An 18,969-nucleotide genomic window follows, 5' to 3' on the forward strand; every position below is an offset into this window, starting at 1 on the left:
TATCTGAGAAAAGTTGCAATAGACTGATAATTTAAGAAAAATATACAGAATTTTTTTTAAAAAAAGACAGTCTTAAAAGACTGTCTGGAATAACCTAGATTATTTTACAAAGTCAAGCAATGCCAAGAAACTTTCAGCTTCAAGTGATGCTCCACCAACAAGGGCTCCGTCCACGTCTGGGCAAGCCATGTATGAAGCAACGTTTTCAGGTTTAACTGAACCACCGTATTGAACACGAACTTTGTCAGCAACTTCTTGACCAAAGTCAGCAGCTACAACATCACGAACAACTTTACACATTTTTTGTGCATCGTCTTGTGAAGCTGATTTACCAGTACCGATAGCCCAGATTGGCTCATAAGCGATAACGGATGCAGCAACTTGCTCAGCAGTCAATCCAGCCAAAGCAGCAGATACTTGAGCACCTACGAATTCAGCTGCTTTACCAGCTTCGTAAGTTTCAAGTGACTCACCACAACAGATGATTGGAAGCATACCGTTTGCAAAGATTGCTTTTGCTTTTTTGTTGATATCTTCGTCAGTTTCATGGAAGTAGTCACGACGTTCTGAGTGACCGATAACAACGTAGTCAGTACCGATTTCTTTCAAAACTTGTGGGCTAGTTTCACCAGTGAAAGCACCTGCATTTTCAAAGTAGCAGTTTTGAGCAGCAACTTTAAGGTTTGAACCTTTTGCAGCAGCAAGAACAGCTGTCAAATCAACTGCAGGAGCTGCGATACCTGCTTCAACAAGGTCTGATGAAGGAAGTTTTGATGCAACGGCTTCAACGAATGCTTTTGCTTCTTCTGGATTTTTGTTCATTTTCCAGTTACCAGCGATAAATGGTTTACGTGACATTTCACATACCTCTTTTTTCATTTTATTCACTATTATTCTATCATATTTATAAGGAGCTTGCAAACCTTACTCTAATTTTCAAGATTTTTCAAGCGACTAATCTTGCCACAAATTCATGGCATCGAGAAAATCAGCCGAAGCCTGAACTTGTTTGGGATTATTCGCTTCTCGCTCTGCTCGTTTGGCCTCTACTTGGGCAACAGATTGAATGCCTTCATGGCGCCAGTTTCGTAGGATTGCCTGAATATATTTCCAGTTTGGCTTGCCATTGAGAACGGCCTCTCGGAGAGCTTCCTTGATCAAATCCGCCTTAACTCCGTCTTCTTTGACAGTCTTAGAAAGGTCTTCGATTTCAAATGGTGTTAATAAGCGTCCCAATTCCTGCTGAAAAGTTTCAACCAGATCCTTCAACTGATTCTGCGGGTTTGGGACTGTTGTAGCTGGAGTTTGGCTATCTAGTAAGCTATCCAAGCGTTCAAAAGCCAAACTAGCATCAAAAATCAGCTCAATTTCACCGTTTAGTTCAATGGTTCGATATTGTAGCAAACCATTTTCAGTCAAATTCGAAATAGATTGGTTGACATCTGCTACCTCTTTGCCAATGATTTCAGCTATTTGGCTAGGCGAAACATCTCCGAGGGCTGTGGTGTTTTGTAGATAGAAAAATTGCCAGACGAGAAAATCTTCACTGGAAGGAAAGAGTTCCTTAAAATGCAAGAGCAGGGCACTTGGCAAAACCAAGTTCCCTGATTTAAAAGCGTCAAAATATGTCATAATTCCTCTTATAGATATCCAAATGCAGCCGCATCATCCTCTACCTTTCTCCAGTCAAAAGGGGTTTCTTGATAAACTGCATAGTTTACCCAATTGCTGAAAAAGAGGGCAGCTGATGAAGACCAACAGAGACACGGTGTCTCATTCACATCATCATTTTTGAAGTAATTTTCTGGAATATGAGGATTAAGTCCTGCCTCACAATCACGAAAATACTCTTTTGCTAGAGTATCACGGTCATATTCTAAATGACCAAAACTATAAATCTCACGAAGATCCCGACTGGCTAAAATAGAAACGCCGACTTGTTCTCCCTCAGAGAGGATTTCCAGATTGGTTTTTCCTAATATCTCTTCCTTATAGATTTCTGTATAACGAGAATGGGGAGCTACATAGCTATCATCAAAACCACGAAAGAGAAGATGGCCCTCTTTCAAGGTATCCTGCGGGTAAATGCCTGACAATTTCTGCTCCATCTGGTGTTTATCAACTCCATAGCGAGCATAAAGACCTGCTTGGGCACCCCAGCAGATATGAAGGGTCGAATAGACATGGGTCTTGGACCACTCAAGCACCTGACTGAATTCCTCCCAATAGTCCACTTCCTCAAATGGTAAATGCTCAATCGGAGCCCCTGTGATAATCATCCCATCAAAATACTCGTCCTTGACTTCAGGAAAAGTTTTATAAAAAGTCTCCATATGCTCTGCACGAGTCGTCTTGGAACGGTGGCTCTCCATATAGAGAAAGTCTATGTCCAATTGCAAAGGAGTATTTGCTAAATGCCGTAACAACTGGGTCTCTGTGACCACTTTTTTGGGCATTAGGTTTAAAATCAAAATTTTCAAGGGACGGATATCTTGGTGGGCCGCACGTTGATCATCCATGACAAAGATATTCTCTGTCCGTAAAATCTCAACAGCTGGCAATTTTTTATCAATTCTAATCGGCATAACCTTCTCCTAACTGTACTCTTTTAGAAATAATTGAATGTGTTTGAAGTCAAATCTCAAACACTTAGTCCTTTTATTATACTGCAAGAAGATATAGTTTTCAATTATAGTTTTTCTCTAACTAGCTATAGTTTGTTTATATAGCAGATGAAGAGAAAACAGCCCCAAGGACTGTTTTTCATTAATAATGCATAAGTACCTTGTAATCGTAATCTCCGATTTTTTCACGGCCTTTAAGCTCATCAAGTTCAATCAAGAACGCACAACCGGCTACAACTCCGCCAAGTCTTTCAATCATTTCAATGGTTGCCTTGACAGTACCACCTGTCGCCAAGAGGTCATCTACGATGAGAACGCGTTGACCTGGTTTGATGGCATCCGCGTGCATGGTCAAGGTATCAATACCGTACTCTTTTTCATAGTCAGCTGAAATGACTTCACGTGGCAATTTTCCTGGTTTACGAACAGGTGCAAAGCCAATCCCCAACTCAAAGGCAACGGGACAGCCAACAATAAATCCGCGAGCCTCTGGACCCACGATCATGTCGATTTTCTTATCAGTTGCATACTGAACGATTTCACGAACAGCATAGCTATAAGCATTGCCATCTGCCATCAATGGGCTGATATCACGGAAGGTGATGCCTTCCTTGGGATAATTTTCAATCGTTGCGATATAATCTTTTAAATTCATCTTTTTCTTTCTTTCAAAGTTTTTTACTCTCTATTATAGCATATTTTTTAAGAAAGAAAAAAAGAAAAGTTAACTTCAATAATTATCTAACGATTTGACGATTTATAACTAGCCATAGCAATAAAGCCCAATTTCTGTTTATTCTTAGCAAACATTTTATACATAGTTAAAAACTGCTTTCTATTCTCCTTTTTACAAGCATTTACGCAAATTTTCAAAGTTCCTAGCCAACCTTCGTCATAAATCATACCTGATAATTTCATTAATGTCATTTCACCAGTCAATATTTTCACATCACGATAACCTGATTCTATCATCACCTGTTCCCAACCATCTTGAGTTAAAGGACCTACATTTACATGAATTGCTTGTGACAATTCCTGTCTGACAGACTCTTTAGCTTCCTTAAGAAGCACATCATGTGTCAAAAGAAGACCTTCAGGTTTTAAAACCCTTAGATACTCCATTACACATTTTTTCTTAGCTTGATCGGCTTGCATAGTCAGCATAGCTTCATTTATAACAATATCAAAACTAGCATCTTCATAAGGAAGTTTCATTGCATTTGCTCTTTCAAATCTGATCAAATGACCAACACCTGCCGTTTCAGCAGATTTTTTAGCCACTTCTAAGGCTTGTCCATCCATATCAACAGCAGTTATCTTACAACCAAAACGCTGTGCCAACTCAATTGCTGTAGTTCCCCTATTGCACGCAACTTCTAGTATTCTCTTTTCTTTTGAAAATCCTCCTTCCGCAATCAACCAATCTGTAGCACGTTTTCCACCTGGACGTAAGCGTTTTTTTCCCAGTTTTGCTAAAAACTTATGACCTGCTTCTGACATTTGAACACCTCTATTTTTTCTTCATTATAACATAAAATTATATTGTCTGACAATTCTAATCTATTATTTGATAAACTAGAATCAAAAGCATACAAGCTACCATGACTATAGCATAAATCTATTAATCACCTCTCTAGTTCGAATTCAATTGCTCACGTAGTTTACGCATATAGGTTACGCCTACATATTTGTACTTTAGAGTTGCTGGCCTTCTTATCCGCTATATACGCTTTACTATCACGTGCCTATTCGTATAGCCAAGATTTCTCTATCTCTTTCTCTGCCTATTCGTATAGCCAAGATTTCTCTATCTCTTTCTCTGCCGATTCTTATTTCCAACGTCAGACTTAAACAGTCTATCCTAATGCCGTTCGATCAGCTACTCACAATAGTCAGGCTTGGGAATCACTTTTGGCTTTACTAGTATATGGTACCCACAGAGGACTTACACCTCAGATGAACGGAATGTCCGTCGTACCTAAAAAAACGAGCACTTTCGTACTCGTTTTTAAAAATCTGTTAATTAAAGTGAGTTTACGTCAACCTTGATACCAACACCTTGAGTAGTTGTGATTGTCAAGTTTGTTACGTAAGTTCCTTTAGCTGTAGCTGGTTTTGCTTTTTGGATTGTTTCGTTGAAAGCTTTGAAGTTTTCAACCAATTTTTCAGCTTCAAATGATACTTTACCGATGATTGCTTGAACGTTACCTGCACGGTCAGCACGGTAAGTAATCTTACCACCTTTAGACTCTTCAACTGCTTTAGCAACATCCATTGTTACAGTACCAGTCTTAGGGTTTGGCATCAAGTTACGTGGTCCAAGGACACGTCCAAGACGTCCAACAAGAGCCATCATGTCAGGTGTAGCGATAACTACGTCGAAGTCCAACCAACCGTCGTTGATTTTCGCAACAAGGTCATCTTCACCAACAAAGTCTGCACCAGCAGCTTTTGCTTCTTCAGCTTTTGCACCACGTGCAAAAACAAGAACGCGTGAAGTTTTACCAGTACCGTTTGGCAATACCATTGCGCCACGGATTTGTTGGTCAGCTTTTTTAACGTCGATGTTCAAGTTGTAAGCAACTTCTACAGTTGCGTCAAATTTTGCAAAGTTAGTTTCTTTTGCAAGTGCTACAGCCTCTTCTACACTGTATGCTTTTGTGCTGTCGATTTTCTCAAGAGCAGCACGAAGTTGTTTGCTTTTTTTAGCCATTTTCTATTCTCCTTGTAAGTGGTTCAATCGATTTTCATCTCCCACGTCACTTCTCGAAATGATGAAGTCTTGCGGGTACTCAGTCTATTGATTTTCTTTTCCTACTTCGTTAAGTTCCTTTACTGTACCCAAGTACAAGCGTCAGTCACTGGCCTAGTATGAAAAGCAACTAATAGACTGCTGTGAGATTTTCTACTGTGTTATTGATTAGTCAACAACAGTGAATCCCATAGAACGAGCAGTACCTTCGATCATACGCATTGCAGACTCAATGTTTGCTGCGTTCAAATCTGGCATCTTAGTTTCTGCAATTTCTTGTACTTGTGCACGAGTAACTGTAGCAACTTTAGTTTTGTTAGGTGTACCTGATCCTTTTTCAACACCTGCAGCTTTTTTCAAAAGAACAGCAGCTGGTGGTGTTTTTGTAACGAAAGTAAATGATTTGTCTTCGTATACTGAGATAACAACTGGAATGATCATACCAGCTTGGTCAGCTGTACGAGCGTTGAACTCTTTTGTGAATCCCATGATGTTGATACCAGCTTGACCAAGAGCAGGTCCAACTGGTGGAGCTGGTGTAGCTTTACCAGCAGGGATTTGCAATTTTACAAGTTTTTCGACTTTTTTAGCCATTTTTAAATCCTCCTTTGTGGTTTTGGCGGTAATTAGAGATTTTTACCTCCCACAAGTATGCTTTACACATACTTTTCCATTATACACTATTTATCTAAAAATGCAAGAGAAAACTTTCGTTTTTAATCGACGTAATCGCCGCCTTCAAAGCCATAGTACTCTTCTAAACTGAGACCACTTGCAGCAATTTCTTTGGCCTCTTTTCCGACGTAGCGAAGATGCCATTCTTCCGCCATGTAGCCAGTCTCTTTTTCCTTGCCTTTGAGATAGCGAACAACAAAGCCAAAGTCAGCCGCATGATCCAAGAGCCACTGGGCTGCCTTTTCTTCAGTAACTAAATCACCATCTGTCCCAATAAGGTCAAAAGCAAGACCTGTTTGGTGTTCACTATAACCTGGGCGAGCTGAGTAGCGATCAGCAGCTTCCTTACCATCTTGATTCACATAGTCTTGATAAAGTTTGGTTTGAGTTTCATAACTTCTAAAACCACTGTAGTGATCGCTGATTGGGTAGCCAGCTGCTTGCATTGCTGCAATGAGCTTCAGCAACTCTGCTTTAGCTGTTGGATTTTCTCCTGGATTATAGTCTTTTGACAAAGGATAGTGCTTATTAGCTATGACGATTTCATCGTATTTCCCTTGAATACTATAGTAGTCTCCCTTATTGACAACTTCTGCCTTCTTCTGACTAGAAGCTTGGGATTTGCTCCCTACAGTTCCTTCAGGTTGACTAGTTTGTTCTGTTTTTTGAGTATTTTCTTCATTTTTAGGTTGTTCTTGAGAACATGCTGCTAGGGTTACTGCCAGCAAACCAGATAAAACAATGTATCTTTTTTTCATTTTTCCTTCCTCTCTTAGACCACGTGCTTCTCTAATTCATCGGATAAGGCTTTAATCATTTGTTCCAACTCATGGGATTTCACTTGGCAATCTTCTGCCGCCATTTCTTCCCATGGCATCCACCAGACTGGCCCACGGCCATTCAATCCATGACCCTTCATATCACCTGTTCTTCGTGGAAAGAGATGCCAATGAGCGTGGGCATCACCATTTCCTAGGAGTTCAATATTCATCTTTTCAGCCTCAAATACTTTGGCGACTGCTTCTTGGACCAAACTCATTTCCTCTAAAAAGCGAAGTTTTACAGAAGTCTCCATATGGTGGAGTTCTGTGACATGCTCTTTTGCCAGAAATAAGGTATAGCCCTTAAAGTATTGGTGATCTCCAATAACAACATAGCCTGTTTCTAGTTCTTTTACAAAGTAGGGATTTTCCCCTGCCTTGATCCATTCAATTCTTTGACAAATCAAGCACATATTATTCTACCAAGGTGCTCTTGAGATAGGCGTCTACCATACGCTCTGTCGCCACGACCGAATCAATATGTGTTCGTTCGTAAGAGTGACTGGACTCAATACCAGCTCCAAGGAGGGCGTGTTTGACCTCTGCTCCTGCTGACATAGCCGCTGAAGCATCCGAACCGTAAAATGGATAAATGTCGAGCTTAAAAGGAATATCTTGCTCCTTCGCCAAAGTTACCAAGTGTTGACGGAAGTCATAGTGATAGGGACCTGAAGCGTCCTTGACACAGATAGAAACTGTATACTCATCCGTCTGCTGGTCATCGCCCATAGCTCCCATATCCACAGCTAGATATTCCACTACCTGAGCTGGAATATTGGAGTTGGCACCGTGACCAACCTCTTCGAAGACTGAAAAAGCAAAATGAGTTGTTACTGGCAATGCAATCCCCTCTTCCTTATAAACACGAAGAAGATTGAGCAAAATTGCTGCGCTGACCTTGTCATCCAAGTGTCGAGACTTGATAAAACCAGTTTCTGTCACAACTGTTCGCGGATCGAAACTAATAAAGTCTCCAACCTCAATACCCAAGGCGCGGGTTTCTTTTTCATTGGTTACTTTTGCATCCAAACGCACTTCCATATTGTCCTGAGTACGTTCAGCAGTTCCTGCATCCTTGTAGACATGGCAAGATGTCTGGTGGATGAGGATAGTTCCAGATACCGTTTTACCTGTACTAGCCACATGAACCGTACAGTTCTCTCCCTCAATCATGTTCCAAGGGAAACCACCGATACGATCCAATTTGAGACGGCCATCCGGTTTGACAGCACGGACAATAGCACCCAGCGTATCCACATGGGCAGTCACATAGCGGTGTTGGTCATCATTTTGACCTTTAATAGTAACATTGACACCACCCTTAGCAGTTCGAATAGGCTGGTAACCAAGCTCTTCTAAAGTATGGACTAGGTAGTCTGAAATCTCACGAGTAAAGCCCGTTGGAGATGCAATAGCAGTTAATTCTTTGATATAGTTTACAGTTTGATTCATTTCTTCACCTCTTTCCTACCATTATAACATTTTTCTAGTCAGACTCCTTCTCAAAAGGAGAAAAACTGTGTTTAGTTGCTTTCACTATAGATCCATGTTATAATACAAATACTTTGATCATGAAAGGAAAGTAACAAATATGAAATCATACTTTAAAGTATCACTAGCCCTTGTGGCTTCACTTGTCCTCCTGCTCGGATGTTCCAAACAAGCATCAACAACTGCTAGCAGTACTAAAGAAGACACAACAACTCAGTCAAGTGAGAGCAAACAAAGCACTGAACAATCATCTGAAAAGAAAGAAACAGCCAAGACACATACTTTTGTCAACAAAAGCAATTCTGGAATCACTTCTACCTTGGTTTATACTGTAGAGGGGGACAATGTTATCAAGCAAACCGCTCAAAATGTTGCAGATCCTGAGATTCTTAACGCAACTCCAGAAGATGTCAAGAGTTTTATCGAAGAAAAGTACAAAGGTTATAATGGACTCAAAGGTGTTAAACAAACGATTGAAATCAAAGATGGAAAAGTTGTTCAAGATTTAGAAGTTGATTTCTCAGTTGCAAGTATTAGCGAACTTAGAAAAGCACTTCCTGAAGAATATTCTGGTATCGGCAATCGTGTCAGTTTCTCAAACTCTAAAAAAGCACTGGAAAAAATGGGGTTCACAGAAAAGACGAACTAATCTCCTAAAATTTCATATAGACTAGTGTAGGTCCACCCCAAAAGTTAGACACAACTCTAACTCTTGGGGTATTTTATTACATCCCTAACCGATGAGTCCAATAGAGTCCTCCCAATCCCATAAAAAGTGCATTTAAAACTTCACACCCTTATAAAGCCATAGGATAAAAGTTATTTGAAATAGATGGAGACAAAACTTTAATCGTCTGACTAGTTTCTGTTCATTGGAATGTCAGTTCAGATAAAAGGGTAGGTCTAGTTGATTTTGTAGTAGAATCATGTTATAATACAAAATACTTTGATTATGAAAGGAAATTCTATGAAAACTCTGGTTAAAACTTCACTAGCCCTAGTGGCTTCACTTATCCTCCTGCTCGGATGTTCCAAACAAGCATCTACACCTGCTAGCAGCAGTAGCAAAGAAGACAAAACAACTCAGTCAAGCGAGACCAAACAAAGCAGCCAACAATCATCTGAAAAGAAAGATGAGACAAAAAACTACATTTTTGTTCACAATAGCAATCCCGGAAGAACTTCTACCTTGACATACACTGTTAAGGGGGATGATGTTGTAAAACAAGAAGTCTATAATGTTTTTGACCCTGAAATACTGGACAGGTCAGCAGAAGAGATTAAAGAACTTATCGTGAAAACTTATAAAAAGGAGGAAGGACTTAAAGGCATTACACAAAATATCGAATTCAAAGATGGAAAAGTCATCCATAGCATGGAGGTTGACATGACTGTTGTGAATCTCGAAGAGATGAAAAAAGCAATGCCAAATGAAGTTTCTGGCTCTGGAAGCCGTGTAAGTTTTCTAAAAACTAGAAAAATGCTTAAAGAGGCTGGATATATTGAACAAACCAACTAATGAGTCGTGCTCATACAAAAAATTCTTGGTCGATGACCAAGAATTTTTTTTTATTCCATCTCAAAAACATCACTCTCTTGTTTGTTTGGTAGAAACAATGAAAGCAAGATTCCGATAATAGCTGGCACTAGCCATGGAAGAGAGGCTGACGCAAACGGAAGGGCATTAATCAGATTTTCTAGAAACTCAATCTTAAAGGAACTTCCAAGGACGCTTGCAAGAGCAATAGCTGTAACAAGCCCAATAGTTAACTGCATGCCCGGTTTTGATAGGGCGACAAACTTATTCACAATCACGATCATCACAATGGCGATGGTGATTGGGTACAAGATTACCAGTACTGGCACTGAGTACTTAATGATTGCATCCAAACCGAGGTTTGCAATAGCAAATCCAATCAAGGTAAAGGCAGTGGCATAGACCTTGTAGCTGATTTGTGGGAAACGTTCGTTAAAGAACTCTGCTGTCGACACAATCAAGCCAACTGTCGTTGTGAAGCAGGTTACAGTTACCATAACAGCAAGGAAGAGTTGAGCTGTTGATCCAAAGATTTCCTGAGTTGCTTGCGACAAGATATAAACACCTGGTGTTCCACCCTTCATCGCTTCGGCTGGTACTGGGAAGTGATTTCCAAGGAATCCTAAACCGATATAAAGAGCGCTAAAGGCAAGAGCTACAACGATACCAACCACCCAAATAGTTGAAATATACTCTTTCTTACTGGAGAATCCAAGTTGTTTCAAGGTTTGAACTGCAATCACACTGAAGGCAACTGAAGCAAGGGCATCTAAGGTATTATAACCTTCTAGGAATCCTGTCCCGAAAGCAGAAGATTGATAGGCCGCTGAAGCTACTTGAGGGCTTGTTCCACCATATTTGAAGGCACCTAGTACAACCAAGATAACGATCAACAAGGCAAAGACTGGCGTTAAGATGCGTCCGATTCGATCCAAGATTTTTGATGGATTGAGCGAGATTAAATAAGCCGCTGCAAAGTAAAGCACGGTAAAGACAATCAATCCTAGACCTTTGTTTGCTTCGGATAAGAGGGGGCTAATCCCAACTTCGTAAGCTGTTGTTGCTGTACGCGGAATGGCAAAGAAGGGGCCAATTGATAGATAGAGGACTGCAAGATAAAGCGTCGCAAACCAAGGTGAGATTTTCTTAGAAATCTCGTGAATGTATCCTTTCGGGTTTAGCGTTCCAATAATAAGTGTCAAGACGGCAATACCGACACCTGAAAAGACAAAACCTGCGATGGCAGGAAGAAACTGTTCTCCAGATAGGGCACCTAGAGAAGGCGGAAAGATCAAGTTCCCCGCACCAAAAAATATTCCAAACAGGAGCAAGCCTGTTAGGGCACCTTTTTTAGCCATAAAAATCTCCTTCATATTTCTAAAATACTGACCTAGTATACCATGATTAAGACTCTGAAAAAAGTATCCAAAATTAATCATTGAATGTTTTCAATATTTTTAAAAATAAGAATTATCTAAAAACAAAATCCCTCACTCAGTTGGAACCGAGCAAGGGAAGATTAGGATCTATCACCATAGAGGTTTAAAGATTTTCAAAGGCCGTCATTCCACCTTGAACATTGATAACTTCATAACCCTGTTCAACTAGAAATTGACAAGCACGCGCTGAACGTATTCCAGATTTACAAATGACATAATGCAAGAGGTCCTTGTCCAACTGATCATAGATATCAGCTAATTGACTAAGTGGTAGGTTTTGAGCACCTTCTAAATGAAGCGTCTGGAACTCTTCTACTTCTCTCACGTCCACTAGAGAAAGTTGCTCATTTTGATAAAGCTGGTAAAAATCGTTAAAAGTAATTTCTTTCATTTTGTTTCTCCAAGAATCTTTTGAATTCTTTTTTTCAAATCGGGCACTACTTCTGACTCAAACCAAGGATTTTTGGCCATCCAGATTTGATTTCGTGGTGAGGGGTGCACCAGAGGGAAAAATTCTGGTAGATAGTCTTTGTAGTGTTTTACCCGTTCTGTCACCTTGCCACTAACTTTTTCATGTAAATAATAGGCTTGGGCATATTGTCCAATCAAGAGAGTTAATTGGATATCGGGCAACTCTTGCAAGAGTTGCGGATGCCATTTTTCTGCAAAACCTGTACGAGGTGGAAGGTCGCCTGACTTGCCATGCCCCGGAAAGTAGAAATCCATGGGCAGAACTGCAAAATAACCTGAATTGTAAAAGGTGTCCTCATCCACACCTAGCCACTCACGCAAGCGATCGCCACTCTTATCCTTCCAATAAATCCCAGCTTCTTGCGTTTTAAATCCCGGAGCCTGACCGACAATATTGATGCGAGCAGTCTTTGGCGCTGCAAAGAGAGGTTCAATTCCGCGTTCTGTATAGCTGACATTCTGCGGATCCGCCATAATGGCTTGCTTGATTCTTTCGATTTGAGACATCTGTTTTCCCTCCAAAAAGAAGTCCAAGCATAACATCTCAGACTTCTATCGTTTTATTTGATCAATTCATAAATAGCTTCTGCATAGATTGCTGCTGCTCGGAAGAGATCGTCCAAGGCGATAAATTCGTTGGCTTGGTGCATGGTATCGATTGAGTCTGGGAACATCGCACCGTAGGCAACCCCACGTTCCAGTAAACGACCAAAGGTACCACCACCGATGACTTGCTCGTGACCTTGGAGACCAGTTTGTTTTTCATAAACATTCAACAAGGTTTGCACAAGCGGATCTTCCATTGGCACATAGTGAGGGGTATGGCCGTGTTCAGAAAGGCTAACAGAAGCAACTGGCAAGTTTTCAAGGACTGACTGGATGTGCTCTGGGCTTGTTCCTTTTGGATAACGGAAGTTAAGGGCAATGGTATTGTCAGCACTTGCTTCGTCAAAGCGGAAGACACCCGCATTCATAGAAAGGGAACCCATCTTTTCATCTACATGAGCAACCTTGAGATTTTCACCCTCATGGTCGTTCAAAAGAATCTTACCAGCGATGTCGAGGTAGTCTTTGGCAGGTCCTGCAAAGTCAAACTGACTGAGGAAAAAGGCAAGGTAGGTCGCACCATTGACACCTGATGCAGGCATAGCACCATGAGCTGATTTACCAATCACAGTCACCTTGTACTGGCCGTTTTCTTCTTGAATTTTTCCTCTGAGTTTGTGTTCTGCAACAAAGGCATCTAGTTTAGCTTGCAAGTCAGCCAGGTCGCCTGAAACAACTGCTGTTGCTGATTCAGGTACCATGTTTTCACGCAAACCACCTGTGAAGCTATGAAGGCGAGCCGCACCTGTATTTTCACCTGCAAAATGGAGATATTCTGTGATATTCCCTTTTTCACCATTGATGATAGGGAATTCAGCATCTGGAGAGAAACCGAAGTCTGGTTTCGCAAGTCCTACATGTTCAAAGTAGTAGTCCATGTCTGCCCAGCCTGACTCTTCATCTGTTCCGACGATGAAACGAACTTTCTTAGAAGTTGGAAGACCCAATTCTTTGATGATTTTCAAACCATAGTAACAAGCTGTTGTAGGCCCCTTGTCGTCTGAAGCTCCACGCGCATAAAGACGACCGTCTTTGATAGTTGGTGTGTAAGGATCTGTGTCCCAACCACTACCAGCTGGCACCACGTCCATGTGAGCAAAGATTCCGAGAACTTCTTCTCCTTCACCAAACTCAAAATGTCCTGCGTAGTTATCAACATTTTTAGTTGGATAGCCATCGCGGTCTGCGATTTCAAGGAATTTTTCCAAGGCTTTTACTGGACCAGGTCCAAATGGATGCTGCGCATCTACATTGCTGTCATCACGTTCTGAGTTGATTTCCAAAAGGCTAAACAAGTCAGCCAAGAGGTCTTCTTTGCGTTTTTCTACTTCTGCTGTAAAATCAATTGCTGTCATTTTTTCTTCTTTCTATCTTTTCTCGATGATTTCATCCACTGGAAAGCGGTAGCTTGGTTCCAATTTTTCGTCAGTGTAACCTACCGTAATCAAGAGTTCTGGGCGGAAACGGTCTTCGATGTCCAAAACTTCGTTGGCTTTTGATTTATCAAATCCAAGGATAATGTTAGAACCGATTCCCTGGTCTGTCAAAGCCAGAACCAAGTTCATGGCTACTAGTCCCGCATTAAGGGCCAAGTAGTCACTAACTTGCTGTTCACTGTAACGCGCAAACTCGGCAGGCAAATTCTTCATGAAATATTGAAGTTGCTCTTCTGAGAAATTCTTTGCACCACCAACTCGGGCAATCTTGCGGGCACGTTTGGCAAGATCTGTATCTGTAAACAAGGCAATGGTCACTGGCGCTGATGATACCTGCTCAAAGTTCGAACCATATGCTAATTTTGCCAATTCTGCATTTTTTTCACGAACCACCACAAACTTCCATGGCTGGCTGTTATGGGCACTTGGGGCCAAGGTTGCGATTTCGATAGCCGTACGCACATCTTTGGGATCTACCGGTTTATCAGTAAAATGCTTAGTCGCATGACGTTTTTTATTTAATTCAAGAAATTTCATAATCGATTTCCTTTTCTAATTCTACTGCATCCATTCTACCATATTTTGAAAGAGCTTGCAGAGATTTTTCATAGAAAGAAATTGGAACACGGATGAGTAACCAAACGAAGTCCATCATTTAAGTCAGGGATTCCCTCATCCAGTTCCTACTATTTTTCAATGGCTTAAAGAAACTAGTCTATCTTGTATTCTGACTTTATAGCCTCCAAGAAATCCTTCACATCCTCTACATACCCATGTTTTTCAATTAAACTAGCTAAGAGTTCTAGATTGTGCCCTCGATAGTTGTCATCTCGGCGTAGTTCTTCATACATTTCGATAAAGGGAAGGCCCTTGGACTTGGCCAATTCTAACTCCGCTTCATAGTCATAAGCGACTTTACGAAACAGGATATTGACCAACTCCCCATCTTCAACCTCTATCACGGCATACTGGGCACGGTGATTTTTTAATTCCTCCCAATCAAAATAGGGCATACCAATCGAACCTGGATTGATGATTTGTTGCCCTTGACTTCCATAGCGAAGCAACTGCTTGTGAACATGACCATAGACTGCCACGTCCGTTTCCTCATCTAGGAGTTGGTCAAATTTTTCTGTATCATTCCCAACCAACAAGTCACCTCCATAATTTTTGTCAGGTAAATTATGAGAGAGAGAAAAGCGTAGTCCGTCAACTTCTTTCTTTTCCAGCAAAGGCAAGCTTCGTAGCCAGACAATCGTTGCAGGATCCATTCGCTCCATTAAAAACTGGGTCATTCGCATGAGCTGAACTTCCTGTGGGTCTTCTAAGCCATATTGCCCATCTAAAGCCTCCAGGACGCAATCATCCCAGTTTCCACGAACAGCCACCGTAATCGGAAGGTCTTGTAGCAAAGCCACCAAGTCATTTGCACCTGGACCAGGAAGAAAAATATCTCCCAGAAGCCAGTATTCACTGGCTCCTTGAGTTTTAGCATCTGCAATCACTGCTTCTAGTGCCGTTGCATTCCCATGAATATCTGATAAAATTGCGATTTTATGGTTCATCATAATCTCCTTTTGTTTGGTAGTCCACTCTTTCTTCCGCCACTTGAGCCAATTCCACTTCTTCCTGAGGGTTCAACTTTCTCTGCACAGCTTCTGCGACTGCCCTTGGCACACCAACTTCGACAATCTCATCCACACTGGCTTCCTTGATTTTAGTGAGAGACTTGAAATGCTTCATGAGATTCTGCTTGCGTTTAGGTCCCAGACCATCAATTCCATCCAGTTGAGATGAAAAGGAGTTTTTGGAGCGCAGTTGACGGTGGAAAGTGATAGCAAAGCGGTGCACCTCATCCTGAATGCGTTGGAGGAGGAAAAATTCCTGAGAATTGCGAGACAACTCCACCACTTCAAGCGGATCTCCAAAGAGTATTTCATGGGTTTGGTGCTTGTCATTCTTTTGCAGCCCAGCAATGGGAATATCCAAGCCCAGCTCCTCTTGGATGACTTGCTTGGCGATATTGACTTGACCTTGTCCCCCATCAATCACAATCAAATCAGGAGGAGTCAAACCGTCTCGTTGAACTCGACCATAGCGTCTACGAATGACCTCTCGCATACTGGCATAATCGTCTGGACCCACAACCGTTTTTATCTTGTACTTACGGTAATCCTTCTTACTCGGTTTACCATTGACAAAGACCACCATAGCAGACACCGGACTGGTCCCCATGATGTTGGAGTTGTCAAAAGACTCAATGCGAACCGGAGTTGGTATTTGAAGCAAGCGTCCTAGATTTTCAATAGCTCCTTGGGTCTTTTCGACTGATTTTTCTAGCAGATTGAACTTCTGCTCCAGACTAACACGGGCATTTTTTATGGCTAGATTGACCAGTTGTTTTTTCTCTCCACGTTGAGGTTTGAGAATCTTGGTATCCACCAAGGCCTTGACCGCTTCTTGGTCAATATCCTGCGGAATCAATACTTCATTAGGAACCAGGTGAGATTTTTCTTGATAAAATTGTCCCACATAGGTCAAGAAGTCCTCATCCGGATCATTGTAGTAGGGAAAGAGATTGACATCCCGTTCGATGAGTTTTCCTTGACGAACAAAGAAAACCTGGACACACATCCAACCCTTGTCCACATAGTAGCCAAAGACATCCCGATTTTGGAGATCCTTTGCCATAACCCGTTGCTTGGTCCGAAGTGTTCCAATAGCCTGAATCAGATCACGGTATTCCGCCGCACGTTCAAACTCCATACTTTGAGCCGCCTTTACCATCTTCCCCTTGAGGTCATCGATGATTTTATCATCCTGCCCTTTTAGGAAATCAGAAACCTCCTGAGCCATGGACTTGAAATAGGTCTCATCTTTTTTACAGATAGTATGGGCCATACACTGGCCGATATGGTAGTAAAAACAAACCTTAGAGGGCGGGTTGGTACATTTCCGAAAAGGAAAAATCCGATCCAGTAGTCGCTTGATTTCATTGGCTGCCCCCACATCTGGATAAGGGCCAAAATAAAGACCACCGTCCTTTTTGACCTGACGGGTAATAATCAAGCGTGGATAGCGCTCATTGGTGATTTTGATAAAAGGATAGGACTTATCATCCTTGAGCATGATATTGTACTTGGGCTGATTTTCCTTAATCAGGTTGATTTCTAGGAGAAGTGCCTCAATATTGGACTCAGTGACGATAAATTCAAAATCCACAATTTCAGACACCAGGGCCTCTGTCTTGGTATCATGGCTTCCACGGAAATAGGAGCGCACACGATTGCGCAGATTTTTTGCCTTTCCGACATAGATAATGGTGCCATTTTTATCCTTGTGAATGTAACAACCAGGGCTGGTCGGCAAGAGCTCTAGTTTTGATTTGATCAAGTTATTCATAGTTCCATTATAGCAAAAAGGCCGTAACAGGACGAACAAAAAGCCCCACCAATCACTTGTTGGAGAAGCTTTGATTTCTTTTAAGATTGCACCGACTTCATCTAGTCGCTACTGGTATAGAGCTCTTGAACAGCCTTCACATCCTGAGGCTGAATTCCATAGTAGGAACCTGCTGGCTGCATAACAGAAGTCTCGTTGGTATGATCCAATCCGATGGCATGCCCCAGCTCGTGCTCCGCCGTGTGCACAATCCGTTCATAAGAATAACCATAACTTGGATTGGATAGATAATAGTGATTCAGGCGAACCGTTACAGATATAAATTGATTGGTTAACAAATTGGTTTGACTCTCGGCTTGACCTGCTACAGCGGTCGATCCATCATTCATCTCACTTGCCACAATATCTGCCTGGCTAGGATCCGCAACCACCTCAAAGGTAAAGGCTCCCGTTTGATTCCAGTTTTTTATAGCTTCTGCATAGGCACCTTGGAAGGTCTCATCCATTTGAGGTTCAATATAGATGCGAGCTGAGGCCTGAGCCCACTTACCTTCTGCATGTTGGTGACTGTCTGTCTGAGACAAGACTTCCAGCGTTCCCGTCTCCCTCCATTGATTCCAGCCATCTTGACCAATCTTGCTCATTTTTTCAACCTGATTGACCGCAGAATGAAAATCACCAGACAGATACCAAACCACTCCAAAGGCAATGAGCAGTAGAATAACTACAGTCCAAACCAAACGCCAGAAGAAACGCCAAATTCCCAAAAGAAATCGGAAGAATAATCGAATAATCCAGAACATGACGCCCCACCTTTCATAAAAATAAGAACCTATCTTGAAATCACATTCTCCTTGATCAAGATAGATTCTCTATTTTACTGAAGAAAGCTGAAAGAAACCTAAAACTAAGATAAACGTTCTTCCAAGACAAAGTCAATTGGTAGAGTAGCCAAAAAACGTTCCAATTGTTTTTCCCAGTAGTACCACTCGTGCTTACCTAGACTATGACTATAGGTCACCTCAAAACCAAGTTTTTTGAGGTTTTTCACTGCGAGATTATTGGCAGAGTAGAGATAGTCTTGCTCTCCACACCAAGCCCATAGTTTAGTCTTTTTATCGGATTTTGCAGCCATGCTTTCAAGCGAATGAGGACTAGCTGTCCAGTCTTTAATCTCTCCAAAAACTCCTCGCCAGTATGCAAGTGACCCCAGATCCTGACTTTCAGGAGAAAATTCCTGAAAACTGAGTGCACCAGAAAAACTAGCCGCATGAGAAAAACGATTTGTCGATAGAGCGAGTTTGAAGGAACCGTATCCACCCATGGATAGGCCTGCTATGAAAGTTTTTTCTCGCTTGCTGGTCATATTGGGGAAGAAACGTTTCATTACCTGAGGTAACTCTTCTGCTAGAGCTGTATAGTAGTTATAGCCATACTGAGTATCTGTGTACCAGCCATTGCTAGTATTGGGCATGATAACAATGAGATTGGTCCCACGCAACAAGCGCTCGACATTGGTACGTTTGAGCCAGCTATTTTGGTTTCCTGACATTCCGTGCAAAAGATAAAGAACAGGAATATCCGTGCAATCTGGTTCAGTCACCCGACTAGCATCTGGATAGAGTACGGTAACGCCCCACTCCATATCCAAAACTTTTGAGTAATACTCAATATTCATAACTGCCATGGTTGTCTCCTTTTACTATTCTATAAGA

Annotated in this window: 21 protein-coding genes; 2 read left to right on the forward strand and 19 right to left on the reverse strand. The window is 41.6% G+C overall.

Features of this window, described 5'->3' with window-relative positions; translation table 11 throughout:
- Positions 1–99 precede the first annotated feature (99 nt).
- From tpiA to O3655_RS03525, 10 genes are all read right to left on the reverse strand, one after another.
- Positions 100–858, reverse strand: coding sequence for a triose-phosphate isomerase (gene tpiA, locus O3655_RS03480; protein WP_000087899.1), 759 nt, complete (start codon positions 856–858; stop codon positions 100–102).
- A gap of 96 nt (positions 859–954) precedes the next feature.
- Complete coding sequence (locus O3655_RS03485) at positions 955–1,632, reverse strand: DnaD domain-containing protein (protein WP_000220747.1); 678 nt, start codon at positions 1,630–1,632, stop codon at positions 955–957.
- Positions 1,633–1,640: 8 nt separating this feature from the next.
- On the reverse strand, positions 1,641–2,585 hold the full coding sequence (metA, locus tag O3655_RS03490; RefSeq protein WP_001122696.1) for a homoserine O-succinyltransferase: 945 nt from the start codon (positions 2,583–2,585) through the stop codon (positions 1,641–1,643).
- Positions 2,586–2,766: 181 nt separating this feature from the next.
- Complete coding sequence (locus O3655_RS03495; RefSeq protein WP_001049316.1) at positions 2,767–3,279, reverse strand: adenine phosphoribosyltransferase; 513 nt, start codon at positions 3,277–3,279, stop codon at positions 2,767–2,769.
- Between the two features lie 86 nt (positions 3,280–3,365).
- Positions 3,366–4,124, reverse strand: a complete 759-nt coding sequence (locus O3655_RS03500) for a class I SAM-dependent methyltransferase (protein WP_001287236.1) — start codon at positions 4,122–4,124, stop codon at positions 3,366–3,368.
- Between the two features lie 523 nt (positions 4,125–4,647).
- Positions 4,648–5,337: a 50S ribosomal protein L1 gene (gene rplA, locus O3655_RS03505; protein ID WP_001085675.1), complete on the reverse strand. Its 690-nt coding sequence runs from the start codon at positions 5,335–5,337 to the stop codon at positions 4,648–4,650.
- A 207-nt stretch (positions 5,338–5,544) separates the two neighbouring features.
- A complete protein-coding gene (gene rplK / locus O3655_RS03510) occupies positions 5,545–5,970 on the reverse strand; it encodes a 50S ribosomal protein L11 (RefSeq protein ID WP_001085808.1) in 426 nt (141 codons plus the stop codon).
- A 122-nt stretch (positions 5,971–6,092) separates the two neighbouring features.
- Positions 6,093–6,809, reverse strand: a complete 717-nt coding sequence (gene ldcB, locus O3655_RS03515; RefSeq protein ID WP_049479584.1) for an LD-carboxypeptidase LdcB/DacB — start codon at positions 6,807–6,809, stop codon at positions 6,093–6,095.
- Between the two features lie 14 nt (positions 6,810–6,823).
- Positions 6,824–7,285, reverse strand: coding sequence for an HIT family protein (locus O3655_RS03520; protein WP_000335635.1), 462 nt, complete (start codon positions 7,283–7,285; stop codon positions 6,824–6,826).
- A gap of 1 nt (position 7,286) precedes the next feature.
- Positions 7,287–8,324 carry a M42 family metallopeptidase gene (locus tag O3655_RS03525; protein ID WP_308697254.1) on the reverse strand — a complete coding sequence of 346 codons (1,038 nt, stop codon included), beginning with the start codon at positions 8,322–8,324 and terminating at the stop codon, positions 7,287–7,289.
- Positions 8,325–8,463: 139 nt separating this feature from the next.
- Between O3655_RS03525 and O3655_RS03530 the strand changes: the two genes are divergently transcribed.
- Together O3655_RS03530 and O3655_RS03535 are read left to right on the forward strand one after the other, a co-directional pair.
- Entirely contained in the window at positions 8,464–9,012 is a 549-nt protein-coding gene (locus tag O3655_RS03530; protein ID WP_000844335.1) for a DUF1307 domain-containing protein, read from the forward strand.
- A 318-nt stretch (positions 9,013–9,330) separates the two neighbouring features.
- Entirely contained in the window at positions 9,331–9,882 is a 552-nt protein-coding gene (locus tag O3655_RS03535) for a DUF1307 domain-containing protein (protein WP_000855327.1), read from the forward strand.
- A 50-nt stretch (positions 9,883–9,932) separates the two neighbouring features.
- Here O3655_RS03535 and brnQ read toward each other — a convergent pair whose 3' ends face one another.
- The 9 genes from brnQ to O3655_RS03580 all read right to left on the reverse strand — a co-directional run bounded on the left by brnQ (position 9,933) and on the right by O3655_RS03580 (position 18,941).
- Entirely contained in the window at positions 9,933–11,258 is a 1,326-nt protein-coding gene (gene brnQ, locus O3655_RS03540; protein WP_001074595.1) for a branched-chain amino acid transport system II carrier protein, read from the reverse strand.
- 184 nt (positions 11,259–11,442) lie between these two features.
- Complete coding sequence (locus O3655_RS03545; RefSeq protein ID WP_000659165.1) at positions 11,443–11,730, reverse strand: rhodanese-like domain-containing protein; 288 nt, start codon at positions 11,728–11,730, stop codon at positions 11,443–11,445.
- Positions 11,727–12,317, reverse strand: a complete 591-nt coding sequence (locus O3655_RS03550; RefSeq protein WP_371641170.1) for a uracil-DNA glycosylase family protein — start codon at positions 12,315–12,317, stop codon at positions 11,727–11,729. The genes O3655_RS03545 and O3655_RS03550 overlap by 4 nt, the downstream gene beginning before the upstream one ends.
- Positions 12,318–12,370: 53 nt before the next feature.
- Positions 12,371–13,771 carry a dipeptidase PepV gene (gene pepV / locus O3655_RS03555; protein ID WP_217970602.1) on the reverse strand — a complete coding sequence of 467 codons (1,401 nt, stop codon included), beginning with the start codon at positions 13,769–13,771 and terminating at the stop codon, positions 12,371–12,373.
- Positions 13,772–13,783: 12 nt separating this feature from the next.
- Positions 13,784–14,389: a nitroreductase family protein gene (locus O3655_RS03560; protein ID WP_371641171.1), complete on the reverse strand. Its 606-nt coding sequence runs from the start codon at positions 14,387–14,389 to the stop codon at positions 13,784–13,786.
- A 173-nt stretch (positions 14,390–14,562) separates the two neighbouring features.
- A complete protein-coding gene (locus O3655_RS03565) occupies positions 14,563–15,417 on the reverse strand; it encodes a metallophosphoesterase (protein WP_371641172.1) in 855 nt (284 codons plus the stop codon).
- Positions 15,407–17,254 (reverse strand): excinuclease ABC subunit UvrC, encoded by a 1,848-nt coding sequence (gene uvrC / locus O3655_RS03570; protein WP_308697250.1) that lies wholly within the window; start codon positions 17,252–17,254, stop codon positions 15,407–15,409. The genes O3655_RS03565 and uvrC overlap by 11 nt, the downstream gene beginning before the upstream one ends.
- Before the next feature lie 101 nt (positions 17,255–17,355).
- Positions 17,356–18,057 carry a M57 family metalloprotease gene (locus tag O3655_RS03575; RefSeq protein WP_308697249.1) on the reverse strand — a complete coding sequence of 234 codons (702 nt, stop codon included), beginning with the start codon at positions 18,055–18,057 and terminating at the stop codon, positions 17,356–17,358.
- A 104-nt stretch (positions 18,058–18,161) separates the two neighbouring features.
- The gene (locus tag O3655_RS03580; protein WP_000290059.1) at positions 18,162–18,941 is read right to left on the reverse strand and encodes an alpha/beta hydrolase family protein; all 780 of its coding nucleotides are present in this window, start codon (positions 18,939–18,941) and stop codon (positions 18,162–18,164) included.
- Positions 18,942–18,969: the final 28 nt, after the last annotated feature.

Source organism: Streptococcus sp. 27098_8_70 (assembly GCF_041432215.1).
Taxonomy (GTDB): domain Bacteria; phylum Bacillota; class Bacilli; order Lactobacillales; family Streptococcaceae; genus Streptococcus; species Streptococcus oralis_CP.

What these genes read in the sequence shown, in the direction of transcription:
- O3655_RS03545 (WP_000659165.1), bottom strand. Translation starts at nt 11,730, where the DNA reads ATGAAAGAAATTACTTTTAACGATTTTTACCAGCTTTATCAAAATGAG.
- uvrC (WP_308697250.1), bottom strand. Translation starts at nt 17,254, where the DNA reads ATGAATAACTTGATCAAATCAAAACTAGAGCTCTTGCCGACCAGCCCT.
- O3655_RS03560 (WP_371641171.1), bottom strand. Translation starts at nt 14,389, where the DNA reads ATGAAATTTCTTGAATTAAATAAAAAACGTCATGCGACTAAGCATTTT.
- tpiA (WP_000087899.1), bottom strand. Translation starts at nt 858, where the DNA reads ATGTCACGTAAACCATTTATCGCTGGTAACTGGAAAATGAACAAAAAT.
- O3655_RS03520 (WP_000335635.1), bottom strand. Translation starts at nt 7,285, where the DNA reads ATGTGCTTGATTTGTCAAAGAATTGAATGGATCAAGGCAGGGGAAAAT.
- O3655_RS03525 (WP_308697254.1), bottom strand. Translation starts at nt 8,324, where the DNA reads ATGAATCAAACTGTAAACTATATCAAAGAATTAACTGCTATTGCATCT.
- brnQ (WP_001074595.1), bottom strand. Translation starts at nt 11,258, where the DNA reads ATGGCTAAAAAAGGTGCCCTAACAGGCTTGCTCCTGTTTGGAATATTT.
- O3655_RS03500 (WP_001287236.1), bottom strand. Translation starts at nt 4,124, where the DNA reads ATGTCAGAAGCAGGTCATAAGTTTTTAGCAAAACTGGGAAAAAAACGC.
- rplK (WP_001085808.1), bottom strand. Translation starts at nt 5,970, where the DNA reads ATGGCTAAAAAAGTCGAAAAACTTGTAAAATTGCAAATCCCTGCTGGT.
- O3655_RS03495 (WP_001049316.1), bottom strand. Translation starts at nt 3,279, where the DNA reads ATGAATTTAAAAGATTATATCGCAACGATTGAAAATTATCCCAAGGAA.
- O3655_RS03485 (WP_000220747.1), bottom strand. Translation starts at nt 1,632, where the DNA reads ATGACATATTTTGACGCTTTTAAATCAGGGAACTTGGTTTTGCCAAGT.
- O3655_RS03580 (WP_000290059.1), bottom strand. Translation starts at nt 18,941, where the DNA reads ATGGCAGTTATGAATATTGAGTATTACTCAAAAGTTTTGGATATGGAG.
- O3655_RS03530 (WP_000844335.1), top strand. Translation starts at nt 8,464, where the DNA reads ATGAAATCATACTTTAAAGTATCACTAGCCCTTGTGGCTTCACTTGTC.
- O3655_RS03575 (WP_308697249.1), bottom strand. Translation starts at nt 18,057, where the DNA reads ATGTTCTGGATTATTCGATTATTCTTCCGATTTCTTTTGGGAATTTGG.
- O3655_RS03535 (WP_000855327.1), top strand. Translation starts at nt 9,331, where the DNA reads ATGAAAACTCTGGTTAAAACTTCACTAGCCCTAGTGGCTTCACTTATC.
- O3655_RS03550 (WP_371641170.1), bottom strand. Translation starts at nt 12,317, where the DNA reads ATGTCTCAAATCGAAAGAATCAAGCAAGCCATTATGGCGGATCCGCAG.
- rplA (WP_001085675.1), bottom strand. Translation starts at nt 5,337, where the DNA reads ATGGCTAAAAAAAGCAAACAACTTCGTGCTGCTCTTGAGAAAATCGAC.
- pepV (WP_217970602.1), bottom strand. Translation starts at nt 13,771, where the DNA reads ATGACAGCAATTGATTTTACAGCAGAAGTAGAAAAACGCAAAGAAGAC.
- ldcB (WP_049479584.1), bottom strand. Translation starts at nt 6,809, where the DNA reads ATGAAAAAAAGATACATTGTTTTATCTGGTTTGCTGGCAGTAACCCTA.
- O3655_RS03565 (WP_371641172.1), bottom strand. Translation starts at nt 15,417, where the DNA reads ATGAACCATAAAATCGCAATTTTATCAGATATTCATGGGAATGCAACG.
- metA (WP_001122696.1), bottom strand. Translation starts at nt 2,585, where the DNA reads ATGCCGATTAGAATTGATAAAAAATTGCCAGCTGTTGAGATTTTACGG.